At 60.6% G+C, this 25,093-nt stretch carries 21 protein-coding genes and 6 pseudogenes; 15 read left to right on the top strand and 12 right to left on the bottom strand.

Annotated features, from left to right (window positions below; genetic code table 11):
• Positions 1-247 precede the first annotated feature (247 nt).
• Positions 248-565, bottom strand: a complete 318-nt coding sequence (locus QFZ91_RS29745; protein WP_429569340.1) for a hypothetical protein — start codon at positions 563-565, stop codon at positions 248-250.
• 530 nt (positions 566-1,095) lie between these two features.
• On the opposite strand from QFZ91_RS29745, the gene QFZ91_RS29740 reads away from it, so the two are divergent.
• Positions 1,096-2,871, top strand: coding sequence for a winged helix-turn-helix domain-containing protein (locus QFZ91_RS29740; protein WP_429569339.1), 1,776 nt, complete (start codon positions 1,096-1,098; stop codon positions 2,869-2,871).
• A gap of 271 nt (positions 2,872-3,142) precedes the next feature.
• On the opposite strand, the gene QFZ91_RS29735 is transcribed toward QFZ91_RS29740, so the two are convergent.
• Together QFZ91_RS29735 and QFZ91_RS29730 are read right to left on the bottom strand one after the other, a co-directional pair.
• On the bottom strand, positions 3,143-3,580 hold the full coding sequence (locus QFZ91_RS29735; RefSeq protein WP_429569338.1) for a hypothetical protein: 438 nt from the start codon (positions 3,578-3,580) through the stop codon (positions 3,143-3,145).
• Positions 3,581-3,817: 237 nt separating this feature from the next.
• Positions 3,818-4,153, bottom strand: a complete 336-nt coding sequence (locus tag QFZ91_RS29730; RefSeq protein ID WP_429569337.1) for a DUF3331 domain-containing protein — start codon at positions 4,151-4,153, stop codon at positions 3,818-3,820.
• A 912-nt stretch (positions 4,154-5,065) separates the two neighbouring features.
• Here QFZ91_RS29730 and QFZ91_RS29725 point away from each other — a divergent pair.
• The 7 genes and pseudogenes from QFZ91_RS29725 to QFZ91_RS29695 all read left to right on the top strand — a co-directional run bounded on the left by QFZ91_RS29725 (position 5,066) and on the right by QFZ91_RS29695 (position 12,064).
• Positions 5,066-5,821 (top strand): gluconate 2-dehydrogenase subunit 3 family protein, encoded by a 756-nt coding sequence (locus tag QFZ91_RS29725; protein WP_176379571.1) that lies wholly within the window; start codon positions 5,066-5,068, stop codon positions 5,819-5,821.
• Positions 5,822-7,597, top strand: a complete 1,776-nt coding sequence (locus QFZ91_RS29720; protein ID WP_429569336.1) for a GMC family oxidoreductase — start codon at positions 5,822-5,824, stop codon at positions 7,595-7,597.
• Positions 7,598-7,613: 16 nt separating this feature from the next.
• A complete protein-coding gene (locus tag QFZ91_RS29715; RefSeq protein ID WP_429569335.1) occupies positions 7,614-9,023 on the top strand; it encodes a c-type cytochrome in 1,410 nt (469 codons plus the stop codon).
• 124 nt (positions 9,024-9,147) lie between these two features.
• Entirely contained in the window at positions 9,148-10,341 is a 1,194-nt protein-coding gene (locus tag QFZ91_RS29710) for a porin (RefSeq protein ID WP_429570904.1), read from the top strand.
• Positions 10,342-11,007: 666 nt separating this feature from the next.
• Positions 11,008-11,354: pseudogene (locus tag QFZ91_RS29705) on the top strand (fatty acid desaturase); the annotation flags it as partial.
• Positions 11,308-11,757 carry an Arm DNA-binding domain-containing protein gene (locus QFZ91_RS29700; protein WP_429569334.1) on the top strand — a complete coding sequence of 150 codons (450 nt, stop codon included), beginning with the start codon at positions 11,308-11,310 and terminating at the stop codon, positions 11,755-11,757. The pseudogene QFZ91_RS29705 and the gene QFZ91_RS29700, both read left to right, overlap by 47 nt.
• Positions 11,672-12,064: a tyrosine-type recombinase/integrase gene (locus tag QFZ91_RS29695; RefSeq protein ID WP_429569333.1), complete on the top strand. Its 393-nt coding sequence runs from the start codon at positions 11,672-11,674 to the stop codon at positions 12,062-12,064. The genes QFZ91_RS29700 and QFZ91_RS29695 overlap by 86 nt, the downstream gene beginning before the upstream one ends.
• Positions 12,065-13,487: 1,423 nt before the next feature.
• Here the strand turns inward: QFZ91_RS29695 and QFZ91_RS29690 are convergent.
• Positions 13,488-13,937, bottom strand: a complete 450-nt coding sequence (locus QFZ91_RS29690) for a PaaI family thioesterase (protein WP_429569332.1) — start codon at positions 13,935-13,937, stop codon at positions 13,488-13,490.
• A gap of 385 nt (positions 13,938-14,322) precedes the next feature.
• A pseudogene (gene prpB / locus QFZ91_RS29685) lies at positions 14,323-14,516 on the bottom strand (methylisocitrate lyase); the annotation flags it as partial.
• Positions 14,517-14,812: 296 nt separating this feature from the next.
• Here prpB and QFZ91_RS29680 point away from each other — a divergent pair.
• From QFZ91_RS29680 to QFZ91_RS29655, 6 genes and pseudogenes are all read left to right on the top strand, one after another.
• Positions 14,813-15,034, top strand: a complete 222-nt coding sequence (locus QFZ91_RS29680) for an ATP-binding protein (protein WP_429569331.1) — start codon at positions 14,813-14,815, stop codon at positions 15,032-15,034.
• 51 nt (positions 15,035-15,085) lie between these two features.
• A complete protein-coding gene (locus tag QFZ91_RS29675; protein ID WP_429569330.1) occupies positions 15,086-15,352 on the top strand; it encodes a response regulator transcription factor in 267 nt (88 codons plus the stop codon).
• Positions 15,353-15,812: 460 nt separating this feature from the next.
• Positions 15,813-16,205, top strand: a complete 393-nt coding sequence (locus tag QFZ91_RS29670) for a hypothetical protein (RefSeq protein WP_429569329.1) — start codon at positions 15,813-15,815, stop codon at positions 16,203-16,205.
• A 274-nt stretch (positions 16,206-16,479) separates the two neighbouring features.
• On the top strand, positions 16,480-17,532 hold the full coding sequence (locus tag QFZ91_RS29665; RefSeq protein ID WP_429570903.1) for an alpha/beta fold hydrolase: 1,053 nt from the start codon (positions 16,480-16,482) through the stop codon (positions 17,530-17,532).
• A gap of 166 nt (positions 17,533-17,698) precedes the next feature.
• Positions 17,699-18,100, top strand: coding sequence for a tautomerase family protein (locus tag QFZ91_RS29660; RefSeq protein WP_176384128.1), 402 nt, complete (start codon positions 17,699-17,701; stop codon positions 18,098-18,100).
• A gap of 179 nt (positions 18,101-18,279) precedes the next feature.
• Positions 18,280-18,417 (top strand): annotated as a pseudogene (locus QFZ91_RS29655) (LysR family transcriptional regulator); the annotation flags it as partial.
• 112 nt (positions 18,418-18,529) lie between these two features.
• On the opposite strand, the pseudogene QFZ91_RS29650 reads toward QFZ91_RS29655, so the two are convergent.
• The 5 genes and pseudogenes from QFZ91_RS29650 to QFZ91_RS29630 all read right to left on the bottom strand — a co-directional run.
• Positions 18,530-18,933, bottom strand: a pseudogene (locus QFZ91_RS29650) (DDE-type integrase/transposase/recombinase); the annotation flags it as partial.
• Positions 18,934-19,017: 84 nt separating this feature from the next.
• Positions 19,018-19,911 (bottom strand): alpha/beta hydrolase, encoded by an 894-nt coding sequence (locus QFZ91_RS29645; RefSeq protein WP_429569328.1) that lies wholly within the window; start codon positions 19,909-19,911, stop codon positions 19,018-19,020.
• Between the two features lie 17 nt (positions 19,912-19,928).
• Positions 19,929-20,747 carry an enoyl-CoA hydratase/isomerase family protein gene (locus tag QFZ91_RS29640; RefSeq protein WP_429569327.1) on the bottom strand — a complete coding sequence of 273 codons (819 nt, stop codon included), beginning with the start codon at positions 20,745-20,747 and terminating at the stop codon, positions 19,929-19,931.
• 21 nt (positions 20,748-20,768) lie between these two features.
• On the bottom strand, positions 20,769-21,353 hold the full coding sequence (locus QFZ91_RS29635; RefSeq protein ID WP_429569326.1) for a hypothetical protein: 585 nt from the start codon (positions 21,351-21,353) through the stop codon (positions 20,769-20,771).
• A 59-nt stretch (positions 21,354-21,412) separates the two neighbouring features.
• Positions 21,413-22,009, bottom strand: a complete 597-nt coding sequence (locus QFZ91_RS29630) for a DJ-1/PfpI family protein (protein WP_429569325.1) — start codon at positions 22,007-22,009, stop codon at positions 21,413-21,415.
• A gap of 86 nt (positions 22,010-22,095) precedes the next feature.
• Here QFZ91_RS29630 and QFZ91_RS29625 point away from each other — a divergent pair, with 86 nt between their 5' ends.
• Positions 22,096-23,427, top strand: coding sequence for a PLP-dependent aminotransferase family protein (locus QFZ91_RS29625; RefSeq protein ID WP_429569324.1), 1,332 nt, complete (start codon positions 22,096-22,098; stop codon positions 23,425-23,427).
• 41 nt (positions 23,428-23,468) lie between these two features.
• Here the strand turns inward: QFZ91_RS29625 and QFZ91_RS29620 are convergent.
• Positions 23,469-24,368: pseudogene (locus QFZ91_RS29620) on the bottom strand (TolC family protein); the annotation flags it as partial.
• 69 nt (positions 24,369-24,437) lie between these two features.
• Positions 24,438-25,076, bottom strand: a pseudogene (locus QFZ91_RS29615) (YoaK family protein); the annotation flags it as partial.
• Positions 25,077-25,093 lie beyond the last annotated feature (17 nt).

Below are 25,093 nucleotides of genomic sequence, written 5' to 3'. Positions count from 1 at the left end.
GCCTGGATGAATCATTCGATCTTGCAGTCCGATGCGGTCGCAGCCGTCATGCCCACGGACGTCCAGATCGGATGCCTCATGAACTTCAGTCATCTCCGCGGTACACTTTGCACAACAGACGACCGTCATATTCGAGCAATAGTTCACGCGCTTCTTGGCGTCCTCCTTCAACTCGCCGCATTCATCGCAGCGAGTCAAGGCACGGACCTGCAACGGTCGTGAGCGCCACCGTTCGAGAGCGTTCATGTCAGCAGCCTTCACGTTGATCTCGGGTGCCGACGGCGATGATGTTCATCGCCATCTTCCGTAGTTCTATCGACGCCGGATCATCTCGGCGTAGTTCAAGCAAATCTCTTGCGTACATGCTCATCATGGTCCTTTCGATAAATATGAGGCTATGGGCAACAGTCCGGTCTTGATCATCCCGCCGCGTCCACACCATCTCCTTCAAAAATATGGTTACGACGGGAGGATTATTGGTGTGGATGTGCCCGAAAGTCGTGAGAAGACGGTAATGTCGCGGTGGAATTTTGGTGAGGACGGTACTATCGTTCGATGGAATCATTCTCCAGCCTTTGGCGTGCGCACCTCTTGCGGGAACTGCTCGAAGCGCCGCACGCGCTCGAGGGTGCCCGCTCGCCGCACCCCGACCAGCCCGCTGGCGGCAACCGAGGCGCTCTATGCCGGCGTATTGCTCGCTGAAATCCGGGATGCCAAGGCTGCCTCGCATCCGGTGGGAACCGATGACTTTCAGACGCGTCGCGCTGCAACAGGGGCGCAAATTCCTCTGCGACAACCTGGAGATCAGTGCCCAGCTCGCCAGGGAGCTATGCAAGCGCGTCTCCGTAGCCGCGCATCAGCGCATCGGGAGATGTGCACGGGGAGATCCAGGCGCCTTGCAAGCACGCATTCAAACACCGCTTTAGGGTGTGTGCGCCGGTCTGATCGACCAGCGCGAATTGCATCGCAACAACCGCGACAGACGCGCTCCACGGCGAGATCGCCGTACAGCTCCTCTGCGTCCGCGAATGCTCGTGCGAACGGTATTCAGCAAAGCTATAATTCTGACAACCGACCGGCTGGAGGAGAGACCCGATGGACGACCTCCGAGTGGGGAACTGGGTGGTGACCCCGAGCCTCAACAGCATCTCTTCCATGGGCAGGACCACTCGCCTCGAGCCCAAAGTAATGGAAGTCCTGGTGTGCCTGGCCCAACACCCGGGAGACACGGTTTCCAAAGAGCAGCTTTTTCAAGCCGTGTGGCCCAAGACCGTGGTGACCGAGGATGTATTGAAGCGCTGCATCGCCGAGTTGCGTCGCGCCTTTGACGACGATGCCCGCGATCCACGCGTCATCGAGACCATTTCGAAACGAGGCTACCGGCTGGTCGCACCCGTAACCGCAGGCAGCGCCACGCCAGCCCCCACCGAGAGTGTGATAAATGATTCCATCGTGGTACTGCCGTTCGTCAACATGAGCGCAGATCCGGAGCACGAATACTTCGCCGACGGAATCACTGAAGAAATCATCGACGCGTTAGCCCAGATCCAGGAGCTTCACGTCGTGGCACGAAGCTCCGCCTTCTCGTTCAAGGGTAAGCACATCGACCTGCGCATTGTTGGCGAGCAACTGAACGTGCGCACCGTTCTCGAGGGAAGCGTGCGCAGAGCGGAAAACCGTCTGCGTATCACGGCACAACTCGTGTCTGCGGTAGACGGATATCATCTTTGGTCGGAGCACTATGACCGTGAGATGAAGGATGTGTTCGCAATTCAGGAGGAGATTGCGCAAGCGATCGTGGAGCGCTTGAAGATCTCGTTCCCGTGGGGTACGAAGAACCTGGTGAACCCTGGAACCCCGAATCTCGAGGCCTACGAGTCCTACCTGAAGGGTCACGCTCTGCTCTACAAAAGGGGGCCCGCGATTTCCCGTGCCCTCGCCTGTTGCCAGCGAGCAGTGGATCTCGATCCAGACTATGCATTGGCGTGGGCCGGTCTTGCCGATTGCTACACGACCCTTTGCTGGTACGGGTTTGTAGATCCTCGGTCTTTCATGCCAAAGGGCATAGAGGCCGCTCGACACGCAGTGGCACTGGATTCATCGCTCGCCGAAGCACACTGCGCCCTGGCTCTCGCCGCCCTGATCGGGGCTTGGAACACGGCGGAAGCCGAGCATGAGTTTCTTTGCGCACTACAGCTGAATCCGAAGTACATCCCGGCACTCTGCTGGTACGGAATTCTTTATCTCCAGTACTCGGAAGGGCGGCTGGCGGAGGGAATGGAGCAAGCGAGGTTAGCACTGACAACGGACCCGCTATCGGCCTACGCGCACGCCATATACGCTCTGACTTGTATTGTCGCAGGCAAGACCGGGGAAGGTGTGGAGGTCAGCCGGCGCGCCATCCAACTCGATCCCGAGAGCTGGCTTGCTAATGGAGTGCTGCAGGCGGCACTGCTGGTGAACGGTCAGTTCGAAGCGTCCGTCGCGGCGGGAGAAGCGACATTGGCGATGTCTGGCCGGCACCCTTGGCCTATGGCCTGGCTTGTCGTGGCCCTCGCAGAATGGGGCAAAGCCACTGAGGCCGACGCGGTTTACGGCGAAATGCAGGCCCGAGTGCGTCGTGAATATGTTACGCCAACGGTACTCGCTATCGCGGCTTGCGCGGTGGCGAGGGAGGATGAGGCGATTCGCTACGCCCGCGAAGCCTACGAAATCCGCGACCCCAATTACCTGCAATTATCCAGATACTTTCCCATGGCGTCCCGCTTGTATCGCTATCCGCGGTTTTGCGAAATCATCGCACAGATGGGGCGCAGCGATTGGTTGCAAGATCGACCGCCACTGACGGCTAGCCAGGAGCCACGTGCATAGGAATGAATTTAGGCTGCGCATGGCTGCCTGCACCACTACAGCAGATGTCATCTCTACGGACAAGCCGAATGTATTTGCCGTCTCTGCCAGTACGCGACGCGCTCGGCTGTCGTGGGCTGGAGCCTATCGAGAGGCGCTCAGCAGCGCCAGTGACTACTGCGCACGACGCGGCACGGCATGCAGGCCAGCACGAAACTCGATCTCATACGCAGCGGACATGAACTGGAAAAGGGGAGAACAGAGTTGGCCTTCGAGTGCCGTCGAAGTCAAGCTATTTCTCACAAACGACGGCCGACATGACAAGCGGCATGACTTCTCTCACTGTCGCCGGGCTTCCAGCTTCACTGATGCGATTGTTGACCACATCTTTCCCGGCCATCACGACGACCCCATAGACCTGGTGGGGCACTTCAGCTCCGCCTCGCCTCTGAATGAACATGTCGTCGTTATGGGCGTAGCCAAAAACAGCCCGCACCCTGAATCCAAAAGCGGTGAAGTTCTGATTCGGTTTCACCCGATACACGTTGACCGCATTGTCCGACACTCTCATGGGTAGCGGATCGATCTCCTTTCCTTCGACCAACTGTTCAATGAATGTGTGCGGACCAGCTCGGCAATCGAAGTTTGCACCGATCTCGTGTGCGTGTATTACCCTCGATACGATGGTTGTTCCGATGGCTGCGCATCGAATGAAATGAGAGACTTTCATGGATACCTACCTTTGGAAGATCGGTTCATTTATTAAGTAGCCCAATCGGCGCACGATCGCGGTTGCCTCACTGCTAATCATCTCTTGACTCTCCTGATCGTTCATTTTCAAAACGAAGATTAACCGTTATCCGGTACGCGTTTCAATTGCACTATGGTATAGCCCAAGTTCACACTTCGGCAGCGACGGAGCCAACGTTTCGTCGGACAAAATCAGAGCGCCAATGTAGCCTTCTCGCTACGGCCGGTGAGTCATTCGCCGGAGGTCGCGCGTCCACTGATATTCTCGGGATGCCAAGTCGAATAGCCCAAACGCCTCCACAGATATCATCGCAGAGGCGTTCGCCCGAGCAGGGCGTTCGGCGGGACTAAACACGGCATCACCGCGGCGGATTGCACGTTGCGACACAACGCACACACCGGGGGCCCTCGCAAAACGACGACGCCAGCGCTGCTCGCCATAGTGGCATCGCCCTGGCTCCACCCACCGGATGATGAGAGTATCTTCAAACTGTTCAAGAACTTCGATCTGGACACGCGCTACTTCTACTTCAGAGCACTCTCTCGTCATCATTAGCTACTCCTGAAATCGAGCCAGTTTCAATCATTCGCGTATCCACATGTTCGAGACACTTCACCCAATTCACCCTGGAACGGCGAATCATGTGTTCGATGCTGTGAGTGAACAGCGCGACATGACAGCAACTCTAGGATGCAAGCGGTGTGACGGTCCACTGCACAATGGCTTACCTGCATCTATGTGTCGATGGGAAGTAGCGTCATGTCATATCTAACCCAAAGTGTATTTGCGTCTTCGCGTGGCCTACTCTAGATTGGCTCGTAAGCGGAAAGCCTTCTTGTGGATTTCAGGAAAGCGGCTGACCTGCTCAACCCGAGAGACTAATTTTCTTTAAAGCCATTGACGCGGCGGCGTGCAGTGTCTCCCCGCGTGGTGGCCTGGATCTTCGCGGCCAGCTCGTCATGCACATACCACCGAGCTTCGTGGGCAACCTCGTGCCGCAATGGGTATCGTCTCCGTTGCTTCCGGACATACGGATTGGGTTCGAGGTCGTGCTCATCGGCGCACCGCTGACTGTGACGCGATCTAACCCTCGTTGCTATCGCTTCCTGATTACCGGAGCAATCGGTGGTCTGCTTCACCAATTGGTGAGCTTGAACATCGAGCGTTTACACACCATCGGATAATGGTGTGTCTTGAAATCTCCGATTATCCTTTTGTCTAAGACATCCTGAATGAATGAGGAAAAGAACAGAAGAGTTTACGAATTGAACAGCTCTGAGCGTCTCAGGCAAGCAGGCGCCTGTCGTTAATACTCGTTCCAGGTGTGAGGAGGCATGCGGCAGCGAACGCAACATGCATCCACGCACACGATGCAGCGCCACGCGTTGAGCCTTTCACGCAGTTCATATGAGCCAGTCTCCGCTTGCCGCGTCAGTCGAAACAGGCCGCGCAGTTTTGATACGGATTTCAACTATGTCAGACTCTCCTCTCACGTCACGCCGCGGCTTCCTGCGCACGGCGGCAGTACTCGTTCCTGCAGGAGCACTTGCCGGCTGCGAACGGGGCTCGCGAGCTTCCCCCGGTACTGCGCAGCAAGGCGGCCAGCCTTCCGAGTCCGCGGGTGTGGCGCATCAAGCCCATGGAGACTACAAGCCGCGCTTTTTCGACGCCCGTGAGTGGGCGTTCCTCCAAGCGGCCGTGGACCGCATGATTCCCGCGGATTCCGAAGGCCCTGGCGCGCTCGAAGCGGGCGTTCCCGAATTCATCGACCGGCAGATGGATACGCCTTACGCGCACGGCGCGCTCTGGTACATGCAGGGACCATTCCCGCAAGGCGTGCCCGAACTCGGCTATCAGTTGAAGCTCGTGCCGCGCGACATCTACCGGCTCGGCATCAAGGCCGTGAACGTGTACTGCTCGAAGGCCTACGGCAAGGACTTCGACGCGCTCGACGCCAATACGCGCGACAGCGTGCTCACGGCGCTCGAAGCGGGCAAGGTCGACCTGGACGGCGTACCCGCCTCCGCGTTCTTCGGCCAGTTGCTGCAGAACACGCGCGAGGGCTACTTCTGCGACCCGATCCACGGCGGCAACCGCGACATGGCCGCGTGGAAGATGATCGGCTTCCCCGGCGCGCGCGCCGACTTCATGGATTTCGTGAACCAGAACGGCAAGCCCTATCCGTATGGCCCCGTTTCGATCAATGGGGAGCGTGCGTAAATGGCCCAGAAGAAACCGCATGTCGATGCCGTGGTGGTCGGCTTCGGCTGGACCGGCGCGATCCTCGCAAAGGAACTGACCGAAGCGGGCCTGAAAGTGGTGGCGCTGGAGCGCGGCGAGTACCGCGACACCTACCCGGACGGCGCATACCCCAACACCATCGACGAGCTCACGCACAACGTCCGCAAGAAGCTCTTCCTGGATCTTTCAAAGACCACGGTCTCGATCCGCCACGGCGTGAACGACGCGGCGCTGCCCTACCGCCAGCTTGCGGCGTTCCTGCCCGGCGAAGGCGTGGGCGGCGCGGGCCTTCACTGGTCAGGCGTGCATTTCCGGATCACGCCGGAAGAGCTGCACATGAAGAGCCACTATGAGGAGCGCTACGGCAAGAAGTTTATCCCCGCAGGCATGACGATCCAGGACTACGGCGTGAGCTACGACGAACTGGAACCGCACTTCGACTTCGCCGAGAAGGTGTTCGGCACCTCGGGCCAGGCGTACAAGGTGCAGGGCAACGTGGTCGGCGACGGCAATGTGTTCGAGGCGGCGCGCAGCGACAACTTTCCGTTGCCCGCACAGCTGAACACGTATTCCGCCCAGCGCTTTTACGACGCAGCGAAATCGCTCGACCTGCATCCCTACCGGCTGCCCTCGGCCAACACCTCGGGCCCGTACACTAACCCCTATGGCGTGCAGATGGGCCCGTGCAACTTCTGTGGCTACTGCAGCGGCTACGCGTGCTACATGTACTCTAAGGCCTCGCCGAACCTCAACATCCTGCCCGTGCTCAAGCAGGAGAAGCATTTCGAGCTCCGCTCAAAGTGCCACGTGCTGCGCGTCGAGCTCGACGACACGAAAAAACGCGCCACGGGCGTCACTTACGTCGATCCCGCGGGCCAGGAAGTGTTCCAGCCCGCCGATCTCGTGATCGTCGCCGCGTTCCAGTATCACAACGTGCACCTCTTGCTGCTCTCGGGCATCGGCAAGCCCTATGACCCGATTTCGGGCGAAGGCGTGGTGGGCCGCAACTTCGCATACCAGAACCTCTCGACCATCACGGCTTTCTTCGACAAGGACACGTGGACGAATCCGTTCATCGGCGCGGGCGGCAACGGCGTGGCCGTGGACGACTTCAACGCCGACAACTTCGACCACGGGCCGCTCGGCTTCGTCGGCGGCTCGCCGCTCTGGGTGAACCAGGCGGGCGTGAAGCCGATCAGCGGCATCGCGACACCCGCGGGCACGCCGAACTGGGGCGCCGGGTGGAAGAAGGCTGTGAAGGACCACTATGCGCACACCATTTCGATGGACGCGCACGGCTCCAACATGTCGTACCGCGACGTGTACCTCGACCTCGATCCGACCTATCGCGACTCGTACGGTCAGCCGCTCTTGCGCATGACCTTCGACTGGAAGGACAACGACATCAAGATGGCGCGGTACGTGACGGGCCAGATGCAGAAGATCGCCGAGGCGATGGGCCCAAAGGCCATCAACGTCTACACGCGCGAATTCGGCGCCCACTTCGACTCACGCCGCTATCAGACCACTCACCTCGTGGGCGGCGCCGTGATGGGCACCGATCCGAAGACGAGCGTCATCAACCGCTATCTGCAATGCTGGGACGTGCCCAACGTGTTCGTGATGGGCGCATCCGCGTTCCCGCAGGGGATCGGCTACAACCCCACCGGCCTCGTCGCCGCTCTCGCCTACTGGTCCGCGAAAGCGATTCGCAGCCAATATCTGAAGAACCCCGGCCCCTTGGTGAGCGTGTGAGAAGCCCATGACGATCATGAAGAAAAACCTGGTCCCCGTGCGATTCGCTCGTAAAAGCGCACGCGGCGCACTGCGCCGCCTGAACCCCGTTTCGAAGGCGGCGATCACGCTCGCCGTCTATGCTGTGTTATCCATGGCGTTTGCGCTGCTCACGGCCCGTGCCGCCAACGCCACTGCTAAGCCCGCAGACCCCGGGCTCGTCGCGCACGGCGAATACCTCGCTCGCGCTGGCGACTGTATCGCTTGCCATACCGCCCAAGGCGGCAAGCCCTTCGCGGGCGGGCTGAAGTTCGATACGCCCATCGGCGCGATCTACTCCACGAACATTACGCCCGACCCCGGGAGCGGCATCGGCAAATGGAGCTACGACGATTTCGCGAAAGCCGTGCGCCAAGGCGCGCGCCCGAACGGCGAAACGCTCTACCCGGCGATGCCCTACCCGTCGTACGCGCGCCTTTCCGACGACGACACGAGGGCGCTCTACGCGTACTTCATGCAGGGCGTCGCGCCCGTACACGCACAGAACCGCGCCGCGGAAATCCCCTGGCCGCTCTCGATGCGCTGGCCGCTTTCGATCTGGCGCACGCTATTCGCGCCCAAGGTGCAGGTGTTTGACGACTCGCACTATATCGACACCGCCGTCGCGCGCGGCGCGTATCTAGTGCAGGGCCTCGGCCATTGCGGCGCGTGCCACACGCCGCGAGGGCGCACGATGCAGGAACTCGCGCTCACCGACCTCGAAGGCGAAGACTTCCTCGCGGGCGGCGGACCGATCGACGGCTGGGTGCCGTCGAGCCTGCGCGGCAACGCGCGCACGGGCATCGGCGCGTGGACCGAGGACGACATCGTGCAGTTCCTCAAGTCGGGCCGCAATCTGCACACGGCCGCTTTCGGCGGCATGACCGACGTGGTTCAGCACAGCATGCAGCACATGACCGATGCGGACCTGCTCGCGATGGCTCGGTACCTCAAGACACTGCCCTCGAACGACCCGAAGGAAACGCCCTACGCCTATAACGCCATCGCCGCGAACGCGCTGCAAAGCGGCGACGCGAGCGCACGCGGCGCAGCCGTCTATCGCGACAACTGCATGGCCTGCCACCGCAGCGACGGGCGCGGCTACACGCGCGTGTTCCCGGCGCTCGGCGGCAATCCGGTGGTGCAGGGCAAAGACCCCACATCGTTGATTCATGTACTGCTCAGCGGCAACACGCTCGAAGGCACGAAATCGGCGCCCTCGCCGTTCACGATGCCGGCGTTCGGCTGGCGCCTGTCCGATCAGGACGTAGCCGATGTGGCCACCTTCGTGCGCGTCAACTGGGGCAACACCGGCGCGCCGGTCATCGCCGACGACGTCGCCAAGGTCCGCAAGATGGTGGCCGTCAACGCGCCCGAACTGCCGCCGGGCGCCTCGTTCAAGCACTAACGCTAACGCCAATGCGGTAACTCGCTGGCGCTTTCAATCGCGTTTTCTTCCAGCGCCTGCCGCTGGCCGGCTCGGCCGTTCCACTCGTGTAACGGTCCATTGTTAACGGTCGAGATAGCACATGATCAAAAAGCTTCTCATTTCTGCACCAATTGTCTTGTCGCTAGCGGAAACAGCGGCGGCGCAAAGCGCCGTCGCGCTTTACGGCATCGTCGATGCAGGCATTACCTACCGCAGCAACGAACGCACCAGCAACACCGGCGCGAGCCAAGGCCATTCGAATGTGGCAGTGACGAGCGGCAACCTCTCAGGCAGCCGCTGGGGGCTCAGGGGAAAGGAAGAACTCGGCAACGGGCTCGCCGCGATCTTCGTACTCGAAGACGGTTTCGACATCACCAATGGCACCGAGGGCCAGGGCGGCCGCCTGTTTGGCCGCCAGGCATTCGTGGGATTCGCCGATAAGCAGTACGGCTCGCTCACGATGGGTCGCCAGTACACTTCGCTCGACGACTTCGTCGGCCCTGTCGCTCCGGTCAGCGCGATCGGCGGCTTCGGCGCGCATCCGGGCGATATCGACGATCTCGACCAGACCACGCGCGTCGACAATTCGATCAAGTACACCAGCGCGAACTATGCGGGCTTTACGTTCGGCGCGCTGTACGGCTTCGGCGGCCAGGCCGGCAGTCTCAAGAGCCAGAATACGTGGAGCGTGGGCGGCAGCTATGCGCACGGCCCTCTACAAATGGGCGTGGGCTACGAACACTCGGATAACAGCAAGACCGGCCCCCAAGACCCGACATCCGGCAAGTGGCAAGGCACCTATGACGGAACATTCAATTCGTCGATCAACGAAGGCTTCGCGAGCGCGCAGTCGCAGCAGGTCGCGGCTGCTGGCGTGACCTGGGACTTCGGCCCGGGGATCGTGGGCGCGAACTACAGCAACGTGCAATACAAGGCCGGTGCGAACTCGCTCTATTCGGGCACTGCGACGTTCAATATTGCCGGCCTTTTCGGAATGTGGAAAGTGCAACCTCACATGCATCTGTTCGCAGGCTATAGCTACACGCGCGGCAGCCAAGTGGACGGCATCGAAGACGAGGCGCAATACCACAACGTCTCACTGGGCGCGCTGTATGACCTCTCGAAGCGCTCGACGGTCTATCTGCTGGGCGGCTACCAGCACGCTTCGGGCATGACGCTCGATGCACACGGCAACCCGGTGGCGGCCACGGCTTCGGTCTCGGACAAGGGCAACGGCCACTCGGCGGCGACCCAGTCGCAGGCGATTGTGAGCTTTGGATTCCGTCAACGGTTCTAGCTGTTGGCATGTCCGTCGGCATTCGGGCCGACCGTCTCAAAACGTGCCGGCGCCACACCGCCGCCGTATGCTCGGTGCGGCGCTCCTGTTCGCCCTGGCGGCGTGCGACAGAATAAGCGACATTGTCGGGCTGTATCTGAGCCGGCGGACCGGCACGCTGGTACTCTTCGTCGACTAGAAGATCCAGTGCCAGGCGCTGGCGCGCACGCAGCCGGTATTGTCGATGAGTCTGGGCTACCTACAGGAGCGACTCATGACTACATCCGGCATGGCGCGACAACCCTGTTCACCGCGCTTGCCTCCCGAGCGAATAATCGTCCCACGGGAGCCACAACGAGCCGCTGACATCCCAGTTTTTTGCGTATACCGGTGCGTATACCATGGTTATCAGAGTCAATTTTCTTGTTTTTTTCCGCTGTTTACTACTTTAGTTCGAGTCCTCTCCTGAACTGCACCTAACCAACGCCCAGTACCACGATCACCGGCTCCACGCTTCAATTAGACGCCCTATCTTCGACCTGCTTCGGTCCCGAGCCAGGCCACGCTGCGAGTGCGTCGCGACAGACCGAGCTCCCGTCCTGCGGGTAAATTGCGGGTAAAAATCAACATCTCACCCCTCAAGACTCCGTGTGATCCCCGGCCAGTAAAGCCTCGCACGACGACAAGCTGCTCCTGAACAACAACTATCATCTGGTTCATCATGACTTGCCGCAGGTGCCGTGGTTTGCGCTTCGGACGGTCTATGAAACGTCCCGCCAGCAATACGTCGAACGCTCCGGAGCCTTTCTGGTTAAGGGTTACAGCGAATGGGTCAGACGCTATGGGTTCGCTGCGGTGGCGCATCCAGTGGGTGAACTCCCGTCCGGTCACTTCCGCGGAAATCCGCCTGCTTCCGTCAGTTTTGCAGGCAAATAGCAGGCGAATCAGAGGTAGAATTCATGGTAGTTGTCCGCCGTGGGGCGCGCCATGAAGCTCGCCTATTCGCTCCTGTTGAACGCGAAACCGCAAGCTAAGCGTTATAAGCTCAGCGACCGCGACTCGCTGTATTTGCTCGTGTCGGTTACGGGTACGAAAACGTGGAGGTTCGACTACCGACTCGATGGCAAAGCCTGTACATATACTTTGGGGCGCTTCCCCGACCTGTCGCTTCTTGACGCACGAAAGGCACGAAGCATTGCGGCCGAGCTGGTAGCGGCCGGCATCCATCCCAAGGCTCATGAAAAGCAGTGCCAACATGAGACCATCGCCCATCACAAGAACACGCTGTGGCCCGTCTGTGAGGAATGGCTCAACGCTCGAATCAGCAATATGGACAATTCCTGGCGAGCGGATGAAAATGCGACATCCGCATGTTGTCCCACTCAGCACGCAAGCAATCGAGATTTTGAAAGAAGTTTGCGAGATTACCCGAGCTAAGGGCGTCGACGACTACTTGTTTCCGAACGTCAGAGACAGCTCGCGCCCCATGGCGGCTACGACAATCAATGCGGTGCTGATCCGTGCTGGATTCAATCACGAGCGACTGTTCAGGGCACACGGCGCCCGGGGTACATTCAGCACGTGGGCGCACGAACAGGGGTTCACTCCATTGGCAGTCGAACGTCAACTCGCCCATGTCGAGAAGAACCGGGTGAGCCGAGCGTATAACAAAGCCGAGTTTTTGCCTGAGAGGCAGAGAATGATGCAGGACTGGGGTGACTATCTTCAAGACATTGACAGTTGATTTTTCAAATCCTTGCTAGTCTCGATGTCCCGACGGACTCCTTAACGCCTCTTCTCGAATCCCCACTCAACTAGCAACTACCCACCGCAAACCCAACGCTGGACCTGACTCGGGTCCCATGGCGGCCGCCGATACCGTGAGCGATACCGACATTCCCGCCCGGCACTCAACGGCCTTAGGTGGGCCGCATCGGAAAATCAGCACCGCCTGCTTAACAAAGATCGTCTAAACCATCCATCTCCCATGCTGGGCAGCAATGCTCGGTTAGCGTAGTGCCGCTGCAGCGCAGACGGTCCGATGCGCGATGTGTCCGGTGTCTCACACAGACACAGCGAACGCCGACATCTGAGCACGGCCTCCCGGCGGCACAGATGGGCGCCCGATTGCGACCGTTTGGCTCATTGCCGATCAGCAGGCGCCCTCCCCTCCCCGTCACGTGTATGGTTCAGCTGCAAGGGCGGCGATCCGGCGCGTTACGGTCATCCAACCCTGCGTCTGAAGGAGCAGAGTTCTTAAGGCTTGTTCGACGCCTGCCCGCATGCACTGACGCGTGCTTGCGAGCACGCGGACATGGGCAGGCGTCGAACAAACCTTAAGACAAGCGCGCGTTGCGCATCAGGCGGGTCCGAAGTGGACCAGCCGTGCGAGTGACCACTTCTGTATGGCTCAGGCGAACCCGTCAGGTTGATCTGCCATCCTGGCTCTCGGCCTCTGAGCCCGCGATTGGTCGACGAAAATCGACTGTCCGAAGCACGGGCCCGGAGAGCGCTTCCTGCATCCGTCCCAGCTGCAACTCCGGACTGTCGCCGCCCTTCCAGAAGAGGCTCGCGCCAACTTCAGAGTAAGCCCGAGGCCGACCATTTTCGTAGGACACCTCCCGAACCTCACGCCTGACCTCTTCCGCGCTGTCGACGTCCGGTACCCGACCCAGTTGCCGCGCGGTGGCCATGGGCAGGCGCAGGAGTATCGTGGCCGGCGCTCCCCACAAATTTCCGATCATCGTCACATCGGCTTGTACGCGCTCGAGCTGCCGTCGGATTCAGAAAAGCGCAATCGCCATTTTGAAAGCTGCTTCCTACTATAGCGAATCATCACCCGCGTCCACACTGCCATGAAAGATTCCTCATCACGCTTCGGTTCAGTCGGCCGCTACAACTCTCTTGCGTCGGTCCCACGACCGCCCTTCCCAGGCAGCAACCAGCGCAGTGCGGGCATTCGGGACGGCGTTTCAGTGACGGTAGGACCCTATCCGGACGTTGAGCCCCGCATCACCTCTACGGCTGCTATCAGGTGTTCCACGGCCATCTGGCGTCGTTTCGGCAGACATGGCGTTGCTGTTGTTTGGTTCGGTCCGCTGCTCTTCCGCACCCTCGCGCAAGCGCGTTGCTTCGCGGCCCGTGTGGTCTGGCCGCGAAACACAAATTCAACGATCGAATACGAGCAAGGTAGAGGTTGCGGATGCGTAGAGCTTGCCCTGCGAATCCGTGATGCTGGCCTCCGTGAAAGCGGCGCGCCGCCCGATGCTGAGCACGCGCCCTTCGGCGCGCACGACGCCGGTATCGGCGGTCATGGGCCGGTGGTAGGCGACTTTCAGTTCGAGCGTGGTGTATCCCTGACTCGGGCCGAGGCGCGAATGCGCGGCGCACCCGCAAGCGGAATCGAGCAGCGTCGCGGCATAGCCGCCGTGCACTGTGCCGATCGGGTTGTACACGTGCGTGCCGGGCGTGCCGGCGAACACGACACGGCCCTCTTCCGCTTCGACGAGTTCGAAACCGAGCGTCACTCCAATAGACGGGCCGCGGCCCCCTTGCATCATGCGCTGCAGTTGTTCGAGGCCGGTCAGGCCGGCGGGAAATTCTGTAATGAGGTTCATCGAAGCGATCTCCGTCGAAGGTCGCGCGTCTGGGCGCGCACGCTGATCAAGCGGCGGAGTGGCCCGCCGATTCGCCATAGTACTATTTTCCGAACGATCGTGCTAATTCTTCGGGTTGCTTCGACGTAGGCACCGCTTCCTTTCTTCCTATTGTTTCAATACCCGCTTGCCTCTGATTCGCTTCCTCGAGTCCGACCGACCGGCTACCTGGGGCCACGGCGAGATTGCCGCAAGCCAGCCGCATGAGACGGCAAGCAGTCCTCTTGCGCACGTGGGATGACCGGTGCGCAAGCGATCTGAATGGCACGAAACGTCGATGGCCGCCCAACCGCTGCAAAGCAGCGACAGCTTGTGGCCGGCTAGCGCCCGACGACGGGATCTTCGATTCGTCGGTCGTGAAAAACGGTGTCCAGCCGAACTCGGCCAGGTTCGCGCCGGTGAGCACACTTACACAGGCTTAAAGCGGCGATAGTCGTCGAGCGTATTCATCGTCTCTTGAAAAATCACGTCCGCGCCCGCTTCGACGTAGCCGACAGCCCGCTCGATGGCGGCATTAATTTCTTCGGCCGCGGCTGAGTCATCAGCGCTAAGCGTATCCATGACAATTATTTGATTGTCATCCTAGAGCGGCCTTACGCTATCCCCTTAGCGTAGCGAAGATTTGATCGACCTCGACCAAGCCGGGCACTTGCTGGCAATTCCCGCGCTGCATGGATATCAAGTAGGAGGGTGAATGAAATTGTCTGACAGTCGTTTTTCGCCGCCGCGATGGAGTTCGCGCACATCGTGAGCGTGGCGACGGAACGGGCAAAGATCGACCTGGCGCTGAGAAGAAGCGAGGAAAGCTTTCGGGCGATCGTGGAAACGACACCCGAATGCGTGAAGGTCATCCGGACGCGGCCAGACTTTTTGACGCGTTCTACACGACCAGACGAGAAGGGATGGGTATGGGCCTGTCCGTGAGCCGCCATATCATCGAGCGCCACGGAGGCCGGCTGTGGGCGACCTCGAACGAACAGTTCGGCGCCACGTTTCTATTCTCCGTCCCCTGCGGCGCAGGTTCCAGGTCGCAGACCGATGCTTCTGGCATTCAATGACGAGATCCTGCTCGATGCGATCCGTTGGCCATCGAGCGGAGCCGCGCAGCATTGAGCGAAGCGGCAAGGATGAAGGCGGTCCAGGATCGCTACGCTTTGCTCAGTCGACGCGAACGCGAGGTCATGGTACTGGTAGTGACTGGGCTATTGAACAAACAGGTGGGCGTTGAGTTGGGCATCAGCGAAATCACCGTGAAGGCGCATCGCGCGCAGGTCATGCGAAAGATGAACGCGCTCTCGCTCGCGGGTCTGATAAACATGGCGCAGAAACTTCAACTGAACTGCCCACCGGGTGCAGCGCTCGAAAGAGCTGCATGAGGGACGCAGTGGTTCGTACTTCCTGATCGCTGTCCCAATTAAAATTTCCTAAACTCATTCTGGCTCCGAAGGTCACACTAACGCAGCGACGCGATGGTCTTCCGCGTGCTGCGCTAACGCACGCATTCGTGGCGGTCAGTCGCGGGAACGCAACCGCCAAGGGCTGCGCATGTCCGCGAGCGCATATCGAGATGTGCCCTGAACCCCTTTTTCAGCCGCCGGCTCTCACCTTCCACACGGTAGCCGCCCCCCCTCTCATCACTACCCGCTCGCTGTCGACGACAGGGCCCGGCGTTGCGATGCGGGTTCACCTTCGAATCGATCCTGCATCGGACTGACTCCCGTAGAACCCACGTCGGGACGACCAATACCAAAATATCGCCAATACCTTTGAACAATAGAACGCACGTGGGCTTTAGCGTAACGTTGTTCCGGGATAGCCAACCTTCAGGTGTCGGTCATGCGGATATTTGCGCATCGCGTTTCAAAAAATGCCACCGGTGCGGCGACTGGATGGGAGCGCTCTTCCAAACCACTTGTCCTTGTTGTCTGTGGGTGGTCATTGATTGAGGCACCGTTTGAGCTCGGTGTTTCGGTCTATTCCGGGGCGTTGCTCGTTGTGGCGGTGCCGAAGCTGATGCTGCTCCTGATTGGCATGGCGGCCATAACTGACCTGCGCTGTGCCCGTCAGACGTTTACGTTTATCTGCGCGGCGAGCGTATTGGCAACAGCACCCGCGTTGCCCATTGAATTCGGGCGATGCGTCCCAGTTGCACTGTTCTCAACGATCGAGTGCATTGGCAAGGGCATGTGCGCCACAGTGCTCGCATTCCTTTCCCTATGCAAGAGATAGTCAAATTCAAAAGAGGAGCTTGTATGCCAGACGATTTTGATCTTCAGCACCTCGCACGCCCACGCTTTATCGGTATGGCAGCGGCGGCGACCATAGCTACCGCCTCGCTCACGAGTATTGTGTTCGCGCGGGCTTCCAGTTGCTGCGATGACCTGAGCATGGCGATGCGTTGGTGCCGTGGTGCGGTCGAAGCATCTCGGCCGTCACGACTGCGCAGGCTCGGCTTGGCTAGGCAATGTGTGGAAAGGAATTGAACCTCGAGAGGAGAGTAGTGATGGAAGATCAAATGGACACACGTCGCCGGCACTTCCTCGCCGTGGCTGCCGTGAGCGTAGGAGCAATGGAACTCGGCCTGGGAGGGCCCGCATTGGCCGCATCCAGTGATGGTGCCAAGTGGGATCCGTACACTCGCCGGCTGGCTTCGCAGCTATCGTTCGACAGGATCAGGCAGATCGATGCGGGCGCTCTGAATGTCGGATATGCGGAAGTCGGTCCGGGCGACGGCCCCGCCGTGATCCTGCTTCACGGCTGGCCCTACGATATTCACAGTTTCGCCGATGTTGCGCCGCGCGTTGCACAGGCGGGTTATCGCGTGATCGTTCCGCACCTGCGCGGTCATGGAACGACGCAGTTTCTATCAAGCGATACGGTGCGCAATGGTCAGCAGTCGGTACTGGCCGTGGACGTCATCGCATTGATGGATGCGTTGAAAATCCAGAGGGCGATCATTGGTGGTTTCGATTGGGGCGCGCGTACGGCCAATGTCGTCGCTGCGCTATGGCCGGACCGCTGCAAGGCGCTGGTGTCGGTGAGCGGTTACCTGATCGGCAACCAGGCGGCCAACAAGGCGCCGTTGCAACCGAAGGCAGAGCTGGCGTGGTGGTATCAATTCTATTTCGCGACGGAACGCGGCAAACTCGGCTATGAAGCCAACCGCCACAATTTCGCGAAGCTCATTTGGCAACTTGCTTCGCCGAAATGGAACTTCGACGATGCCACGTTCGAACGCTCGGCTGGCTCACTGCAGAACCAGGACCACGTTGCGATCGTGATCGACAATTACCGGTGGCGGTTAAGCCTCTCGAACGGCGAGCCGCAATACGATGCACTAGAACGGCGTCTTGCGGCAGCACCCGTCATCACGGTGCCGACGATCACGCTCGAAGGCGACGCGAATGGCGCGCCTCATCCGGAGCCGGCAGGGTATGCGAAGAGGTTCGTCGGCAAATACATTCACCGCAACATCACGGGCGGCGTCGGGCACAATCTGCCGCAAGAAGCGCCAGATGCATTTGCCGACGCGGTGCTCGAAATCGCCAGTTATTAGGCTGGAAATCACTGACGATTTGAGTCGCAAAGGGCTCTGGACCTCGCCTTATTAATAATGCTACCAGCTCGCAGATTGTTTGCTATCCTGAAAGTTAACGCGCCCATTCGACGCAAAACCAGTCACGCCATCAGAACTTTCATTTTGACTCTAACCGGAGATTTTCATGCCCGTCTTTCACGCTCACATTCCCGCTGGCCGATTCTCAAAGGAACAAAAGAAAGCGATCGGCAATGCCTTGAACCAATCGCTCGTCGAGGCCCTCGGCATTCCGCCCGGCGACCGCTTTATCATCGTCAGCGAACATCAGGAGGACGAGCTCTTCATCGACCCGACCTTCATGGATATGAACCGAACCGCTGACGCAATGATCATCACGGTGCAACTCGGCGCGCACCGCCCTGCCGAGGACAAGCAGAAATTGCAATCTGCCATAGCCCGGCTTCTGGAAGAGACCGTGGGCATATCGCCCGACGACGTCTTTACTTCGCTTATTCCAGTACCCAATGAGAATTTCTCGTTTGGTCGCGGAATCGCGCAACTCGCGGGTATCGCGCCGCGCTGGTAGCGCGAGCCGATGTCTGTAGACCAACTTTTTGGAGGCGCAACGAGACTGGCACGCAAGGACCTATCTGCGACGCTCACGCGGGCTGGTTCAGGGCCGCCGCGCATGGGGGCGCCCTTGAAAGCCGACGGAGACAACGCAATGCATTCAGTTCCCATGAGCCGTGAGCCGTCTTCGTCAGCGTGCTGAACGTCTATGTCTTGTATCCGTCACGACATTTCCTTGACGCAAAGATTCGTGCTTTTATCCACCTCCTTCGCGAAGAAGTACCGTCGATGTTGGAGGCGGATGAGCTCGCACTAGCAACGATCGACGGATGATCGTCAAAATCTCAGGTGTGAGATTCACAGACATCATTTAACTTCCTTGAGGGCCGTTTTCTTGGCATGAGAGAGGTCGTAGTTCCGGCAGGAACTCCCCGCTCTGTCAACGGTAGAACCAGAATTCGTTAAGGCCAGTCAGTCGTGAGCGTTCGACCTTGCAGTTGAAATGTTGCGAGCGCGGCGGAATCGGTCGAAATTTTTAATGTATTCGTCCATCGGACGCCGCTGCACTGACTCGGCAAAAACTCGGCACCCCGATCAGTCTGGATACGCTGGATCGGAGACGGCATTCCCTCGATGACGCGATCAAGAAAAAACAGTGTACTGCGAGCATTTCTGCGCGGCTATACAGCCAACACGCGATAGCGCGAGCAGTCGTCGATCGCGGTGTATTGGTAGACACCTCGCGTGATCTTCATCGTGTACATCCGGACCCGATCCCCATAAACCGGGACGGCTGTAGCGTTCCGGTTGTGCCGGCCGCCTGGAGCGGATTAAGGGTTCACAGAGGCTTCGCACAGAACCGATGCTCCTCTCAATGGACCACCGGCTATTTGAGATATGTGCACAAAAGTCAGCACGAGTAAAAACTTCGCGTCAAAGATGCAGCTTGAACCAGTCGAGCGCCTCTCGCGACGAGGTCGGCAGTTCCGCCAGGTATGGATCGAAGTGGCCGCCCTTGAGCATGACTATCCGTTTTGGTTCCAGTGCTTGCTCGTATGCCTTGAGCGCCAGATCGGTCGGGGCGATATGGTCGTGCTCAGCTACCAGCATCAGTAGCGGCGTCGGCGACACGCGATCAATGAACACACCTGGCGAGTACATGCGTGCCCAGCGTGTCGAGCGCAGTGAGAGCCGATTTTCCCAAACGCCTTTGGGCAATGCCTGAAGGTAAAAGCTCACGGCATCCGCGGCTCGATAAGCCGCCGGTTTGTCCGGATCGCTGCTCACGATCTGCTGCATTGCCGGTGCCTCGCCAGCGAGTTGTGCCCGATCGTCGGCCACGAACCTCGCCTCGATGTCAGCAACCGCTTCCGCCGGCACGCGTCGCAGCCCGCTTGCATGGCCGTCAACGGTGGGCGCTTGCGACACCACAGCTTTCAGGCGTCGGTCCGTTGCACCGAGCACAATGGCATGCCCGCCGGCAAAGCTGGTACCCCAGATGCCGATTCGATTCGCATCTACTTCCGGCTGCGCTTGCAAATAGGAGATCGCTCGACGCCAATCGTCAATTTGCTGCCAAGGGTTAATGTCTTGCCGGGGCAAGCCTCCACTGTCTCCGAAGCTGCGGTGGTCGTGCAGCAGTACGACAAAGCCAGCCTCTGCAAACGCTTCCGCAAACGGTTCGATGCCATGGTATCGAGTCCCCGCGAAGCCATGCGCCATGGTGATGGCCGGCATAGGGCCGTTCTGTCGCTCCGGCACGAATAACCATGCCGACAGTTCGACGCCACCCTCAACGGGGAAATTTACGTCCCGCTTCTCAAACATCTGTACCCTCCTGGTCGTCATTCGCCGAGTTCGCCAAGCAGTCGAGCGAGGTCAAGTTCTGCTTCCCGAGTTTGGAAGCCGCGCGCCATGGCGCCTGCCATGCGGCGTTGCGCTGTTTCTTTCTGCACGTCTTCTCCAAAGAGCTCGGAGTCCCGCCGGAAGTCGTCGACCGGAGCGAGGGCAATCGCATTCACGCGCGCCTTAACGACGGCGTGTCCAGCCGCAGGAAAGCATGCAATGCGACGTGCAAGCGACGCGACGTACGCATCGAGCTCCGTGGCGGGAAGCGCCCGGTTGATCCACCCGTACCGCTCCGCGATATCGGCGTCGTAATCCGACGCGCTCAGCATGACTTCCAGTGCCCTACCTCTGCCCATCAGGCGGGTGAGGAACTGCGCCGCGCCGCCGCCGGGAAGCAATCCGAACGCTGCCTCCATCTGGCTGAATACTGCCGTTTCCCGTGCTGCGTAGCGCATGTCGCACGCCAGCACAAATTCGCTGCCGGCACCGCGCACACGCCCTTCGATCTGCGCGATGGAGACAAGACGACTTGCACTCAGGTGGCGAAACAGTAGAGCGATCGACGGCTCGCCGGTCAATTTCGCGGCTTCCTCACGGTACTCCTTCACCTTGGTCACGTCGACGTGAGAGATGAAGTAGTCGGGATCGACACTGCGGAATACAAGGACCTTGGTACGGTCGTCGGCTTCTGCATTTCGGATCACGGTAATCAGATCACGCACGAGCGCGGGCCCGAGCAGATTCATGGGCGGCGCGTCGATTTCGATGACCAGAACCGCGCCCCCGCGCTTCACTTTGAGCGTATCAAGCATCATGGATGGCTTCCTAATGACCGGCTAGCAATTGAATTTGGTGCAGGACGCCCGAGGCGCTGACGCCATGTGACACAGGCCGCACGGAGAGAATCTATGCCTCTCCCGATCTGCGGAGTAGCTATCGCCGCCAACAAGATCTCCATCGCCTGGAGTCGGCATAGAAAAACGTCGCAAACCCCTGCAGTGCCGCCACATGCCGCGCAACACCTGCTGTGCTGCACTACGGCCGGTCATGCGGTGAGAGAAGATCGCAAGCATGATCACCATGAATGGGAACGACGCAATCACACCGCTCGTTTTGGACCCGACATAACGCGCAACCAGCGTTACGCTGACGACTAGGCCCGCGATGAGCGCCATGCGCGAGGGCATGTTCCACCACGGCGGATCGAGCCTGTCGGTTGTGGCTGGTTTGTTGGGGATGAGGTTGAGTGCGGGCCTGACGGCCAGGATAGCAACCAGAAACAGTCCGGCATGTGGCAGCGCGCTCCACTGCAAGAGGCCATCTACGATCGAAAACGTCGCACGGCCGCGGCGACCGGCAAGGCTTGCAGCCAACAGCAACAGCAGTGTTACGACGAGCTTGAACTCAAGAACCATGATCACGGATTCAACTCAAGGAATGCCAGTCTTGAAGGACGTACGCGAGGCGCCGCTCTTTTGTGTCAGACGAATGGCGCGATGTTGGCCATCGCGCGCGTCACGTAGGTCTCCTTCTCCCCCACTGGGGCGACATGCTGCATCGCGGCGCGCGCAGCCTCGACGCCCGCCAGACGCGCGATCACCCACGCGGCCAGACACTGCGACGACAGGCACCCGCCTGCCGTCGCGACGTTTCCCTTCGCCGCAAACGGCCTATTGACCACCGCCACGCCCGCCTCTTCGACCCACGGTTTGGTGGTCAGGTCCGTACAGGCCGGAACGCCATCCAGCAGGCCCAGCTTCGCGAGTATCAGCGTGCCCGAGCATTGCGCGCCCACAAGCTGGCGCGCCGGATGGAGCCGCAACTGCGACATCAGCGCAGCATCCGCGGCAACCGCGCGTGTCTGTATTCCGCTGCCGACCAACACCACGTCGGCCTCGCATGCGTCCTTCAGCGTCGCTTGCGCCTCCAGCACCACGCCGTTCATCGACCGCACTTTCGCAGTCGGGCTGGCGATCGCAACCCGCCAGCCCGGCTTCTTGACCCGGTTGAGGATGTTCAGCGCGATCAGCGAGTCCAGTTCGTTGAAGCCTTCGAAGGTCAGAATGGCGATGTGCATGGCGTCCTCGTGTGGAGAGGTTGTGCGACACCATGGTAGGGTCGATAATCGATACAATCAAATCATTGTCATGGATACATTGAGCCATGCCTGAGGCCCGCTACAAGCAAGTGGTTGATCGCCTGGCGGCTGACATCCGCGACGGTCGCCTGCGTCCGGGGACGCGTCTGCCTACGCACCGCGAGCTGGCTGCTCGTGAGGGCCTGGCACTAGTCACGGCGACGCGTGTCTATGCGGAGCTACAGACGATGGGTCTGGTGAGCGGCGAAACCGGCCGTGGCACCTTCGTCAAGGAGCCTCTCCCTCGTGGTGAAGGCGTTGACTTGCACGCATGGAGCTCCGTAACAATCGACCTGAGCTTCAACTACCCCTCTGCGCCGGGTCAGACAGACCTCCTCCGGGCAGCGCTGCGCCAGCTCGCGGCGGCCGGCGACCTGGAGTCGCTGCTTCGATACCAGCCGCACGGTGGGCGCGAGCACGAGCGCGCGACGGCGGCACGCCACCTGGCCAGCCGGGGTCTGGCAGCAACGGCCGGAACCACGTTGCTCGTGAGCGGGGCACAGCACGGACTGACGACGTCTGCCATGGCGCTACTCGAACCCGGCGACCTGGTTGCCGTGGACGCGCTAACTTACCCGGGATTCAAGCTCGCCGCCGAGGCCAGTCGACTGGAACTCGCGCCGATTCCAGCCGCTGGGCGTGGTCCCGATCTGGACGCATTGACGGCCCTGTGCAAACGACGACGCGTACGCGCCGTCTACGCGATGCCTACGCTGCACAACCCGCTCGGCTGGGTCATGAGCGCTAGCCGTCGCCGCGAGCTTGTCAGGATCGTCCGACAGCATGGACTGATCCTTATCGAGGACGCGGCCTACGCGTACCTCGCCGAAGACGCTCCGCCGCCGTTAGCATCGATTGCTCCGGAAACGACGGTCTATGTCTCAAGCCTGTCGAAGAGTGTCGCGACGGGTCTGCGCGTCGGTTTCGTCTGCGCACCACGCGAATGGATTCCAAAGTTTGAACGGGCGATCCGGACAACGACGTGGAATACCCCGGCAACCATGACGGCGATCGCCTGCAACTGGATAGACGACGGCACGGTGGCACGGCTCGAAGACGAGAAGCGTCGGGACGCCACGATGCGGCAAAGTCTCGCCACCGAAGCTCTCGGCAAGCTCACGACGATCAGCCATCCCGCCTCGTACTTCATCTGGATTCCTCTGGCACAGGAAGTTCGCGCCGACGCGATTGCGATGGCGTTGATGCGCGAACGCATTTCGGTGTCGACTGCCCTGCCGTTCGCCACATCGACTCAGGTGCCTCATGCGATTCGACTGGCGATTGGGTCCGTCGATCTGCCCACGCTGCGACGATCGCTGGAGACCGTGGCCCGGATTATTGCCGAACAGACCTACTAACAGGCAGTCGCAGGGGCGCAGTCTGTCCAGCAGTATTGTCTGGCCTTGTAGTGCAGCACGGCGGCGTCGTACGCGTCGATCGACGCGCGGCGCTGCGCGAACAGCGCGCCGCCATGGAAGATCGGCTGCGAGAGGCTGGCCCCGATGGCCCACGGCCCGCCCGCACCCGAAACCACTGCCGGCCAGCTGAAGCCGCCGCGACCCATCGCGCCCGTCGGCGACAGGCTTGGGAAGAGTTGCGCCGTTGCCTCGCCCACGTCGGCGGCTGCGGCCTTGACGGCCGCGTCGGCTGCCTGGATGTCCGGGCGCGAGCGCAACAGGTCCGAAGGCACGGCGACGGGCACGTGCTCGGGCAGCGACAGCTTGTCCAGATCCGGCACGCTCGGGGCATTGTCCGGTGTCCGGCCGATCAGCACTGCGAGTGCATGAACCGCAGTCGCGCGTTGCTGACGCAGCGCGGGCAACGTCGCCGCGATGGAGGCCGCGTCCTGTTTCGACTCGAACGCCTGGGCTCGCGAAACCGAGCCGAGCGCGTAGCGCTGCGCATCGTCGTTCGCCGCATCGTTCGACACGGCGACGAGCCGCTCGGTGAGCGCGATCTCCCGGTCGAGGGCCGCCACATTGATCGTGGCTGCCACGATGTTCGCGGCGAGCGCACGGCGCGACGCTTCCAGCTCGAACGCGTGCACATTCACACGGGCCGCGCTCGCGGAATTCGCACAGCGCGTTTGGCCGAACAGGTCGAACGTGTAATGCGCCTGCAGCTGCCCGGCAAAGAAGTTGTATTGCACCTGCTCGGGCAGACCGAGCTGGGGCGCGACCGGTGAGCGGGCGCGCTGGACCTGCGCCGTGCCATCGATCGATGGCAGCGTCGATGAGCCGATCTGCGCGCGCAACTGCTCCTGCGCCGAGGCAAGCGTACGCTGCGTTGCCGCGTCCGTCGCAGTCGTGGAAGCGGCTTTGGGAGCCGCCATATCCATCTGTCCGCCGCGTGCGTGGAACGCGAGCCAAATGAGCGCGACGAACGGCAGCAATAGTGCCCAGAACCCGACATGCCGATATGCGAGCGCGCCTGCGATGGCTCCCGCAGCGAATACGAGAATGGTCGGCCGCATCTTGCCGAGACGCATTCGCGCCACCGCTCGTGCGTCGGCTGACACCTGCGGCGACAGAATGTCGATCGCATCGAGCACGGCCTGCGTCACGTTGCCCGTCATCACGGTGTTGGGCACACCGGGACGCGCGACAAGCCGGCCGTGCGCATTCTGCACGCCCATTGCTGCCGCGCCGACCATCCCGCAGACAATGACGGGCATGCTGTCCGCATGCACGACGGACGAGACGCCGACACCCGCGATGCAAAAGGCCAGCATGAGCGCCGCCTGGAGTGCATAGAGAAGACACGCCGCGCGGTTGGGCGTCGCGGGTTCGACGCTCTTCACGAGCACGCTGCTGACGATCACGCCCGCAACGAATGAGGGGAATGCCATCAGCTTCATGAACACGCCCTGGCCGAAGCCTGCCGCCTCGGCGCCGATCAGCACGAAATTGCCCGTGACGTGTGCGGTGAACAGCCCGAAAAGCGCGACAAAGCTGAGCGTATCCACATAGCCTGCGATGGCGGCGAGCACGCTGTCTTCAGATTTCATCGATCGTCTCCCGTCCC

This window comes from Paraburkholderia sp. JPY419 (genome assembly GCF_050435705.1).
In the GTDB taxonomy this organism is placed as follows: domain Bacteria; phylum Pseudomonadota; class Gammaproteobacteria; order Burkholderiales; family Burkholderiaceae; genus Paraburkholderia; species Paraburkholderia youngii.
Note: the sequence above shows the minus strand (reverse complement) of the source record. Positions and strands in the feature narration are given on the sequence as shown.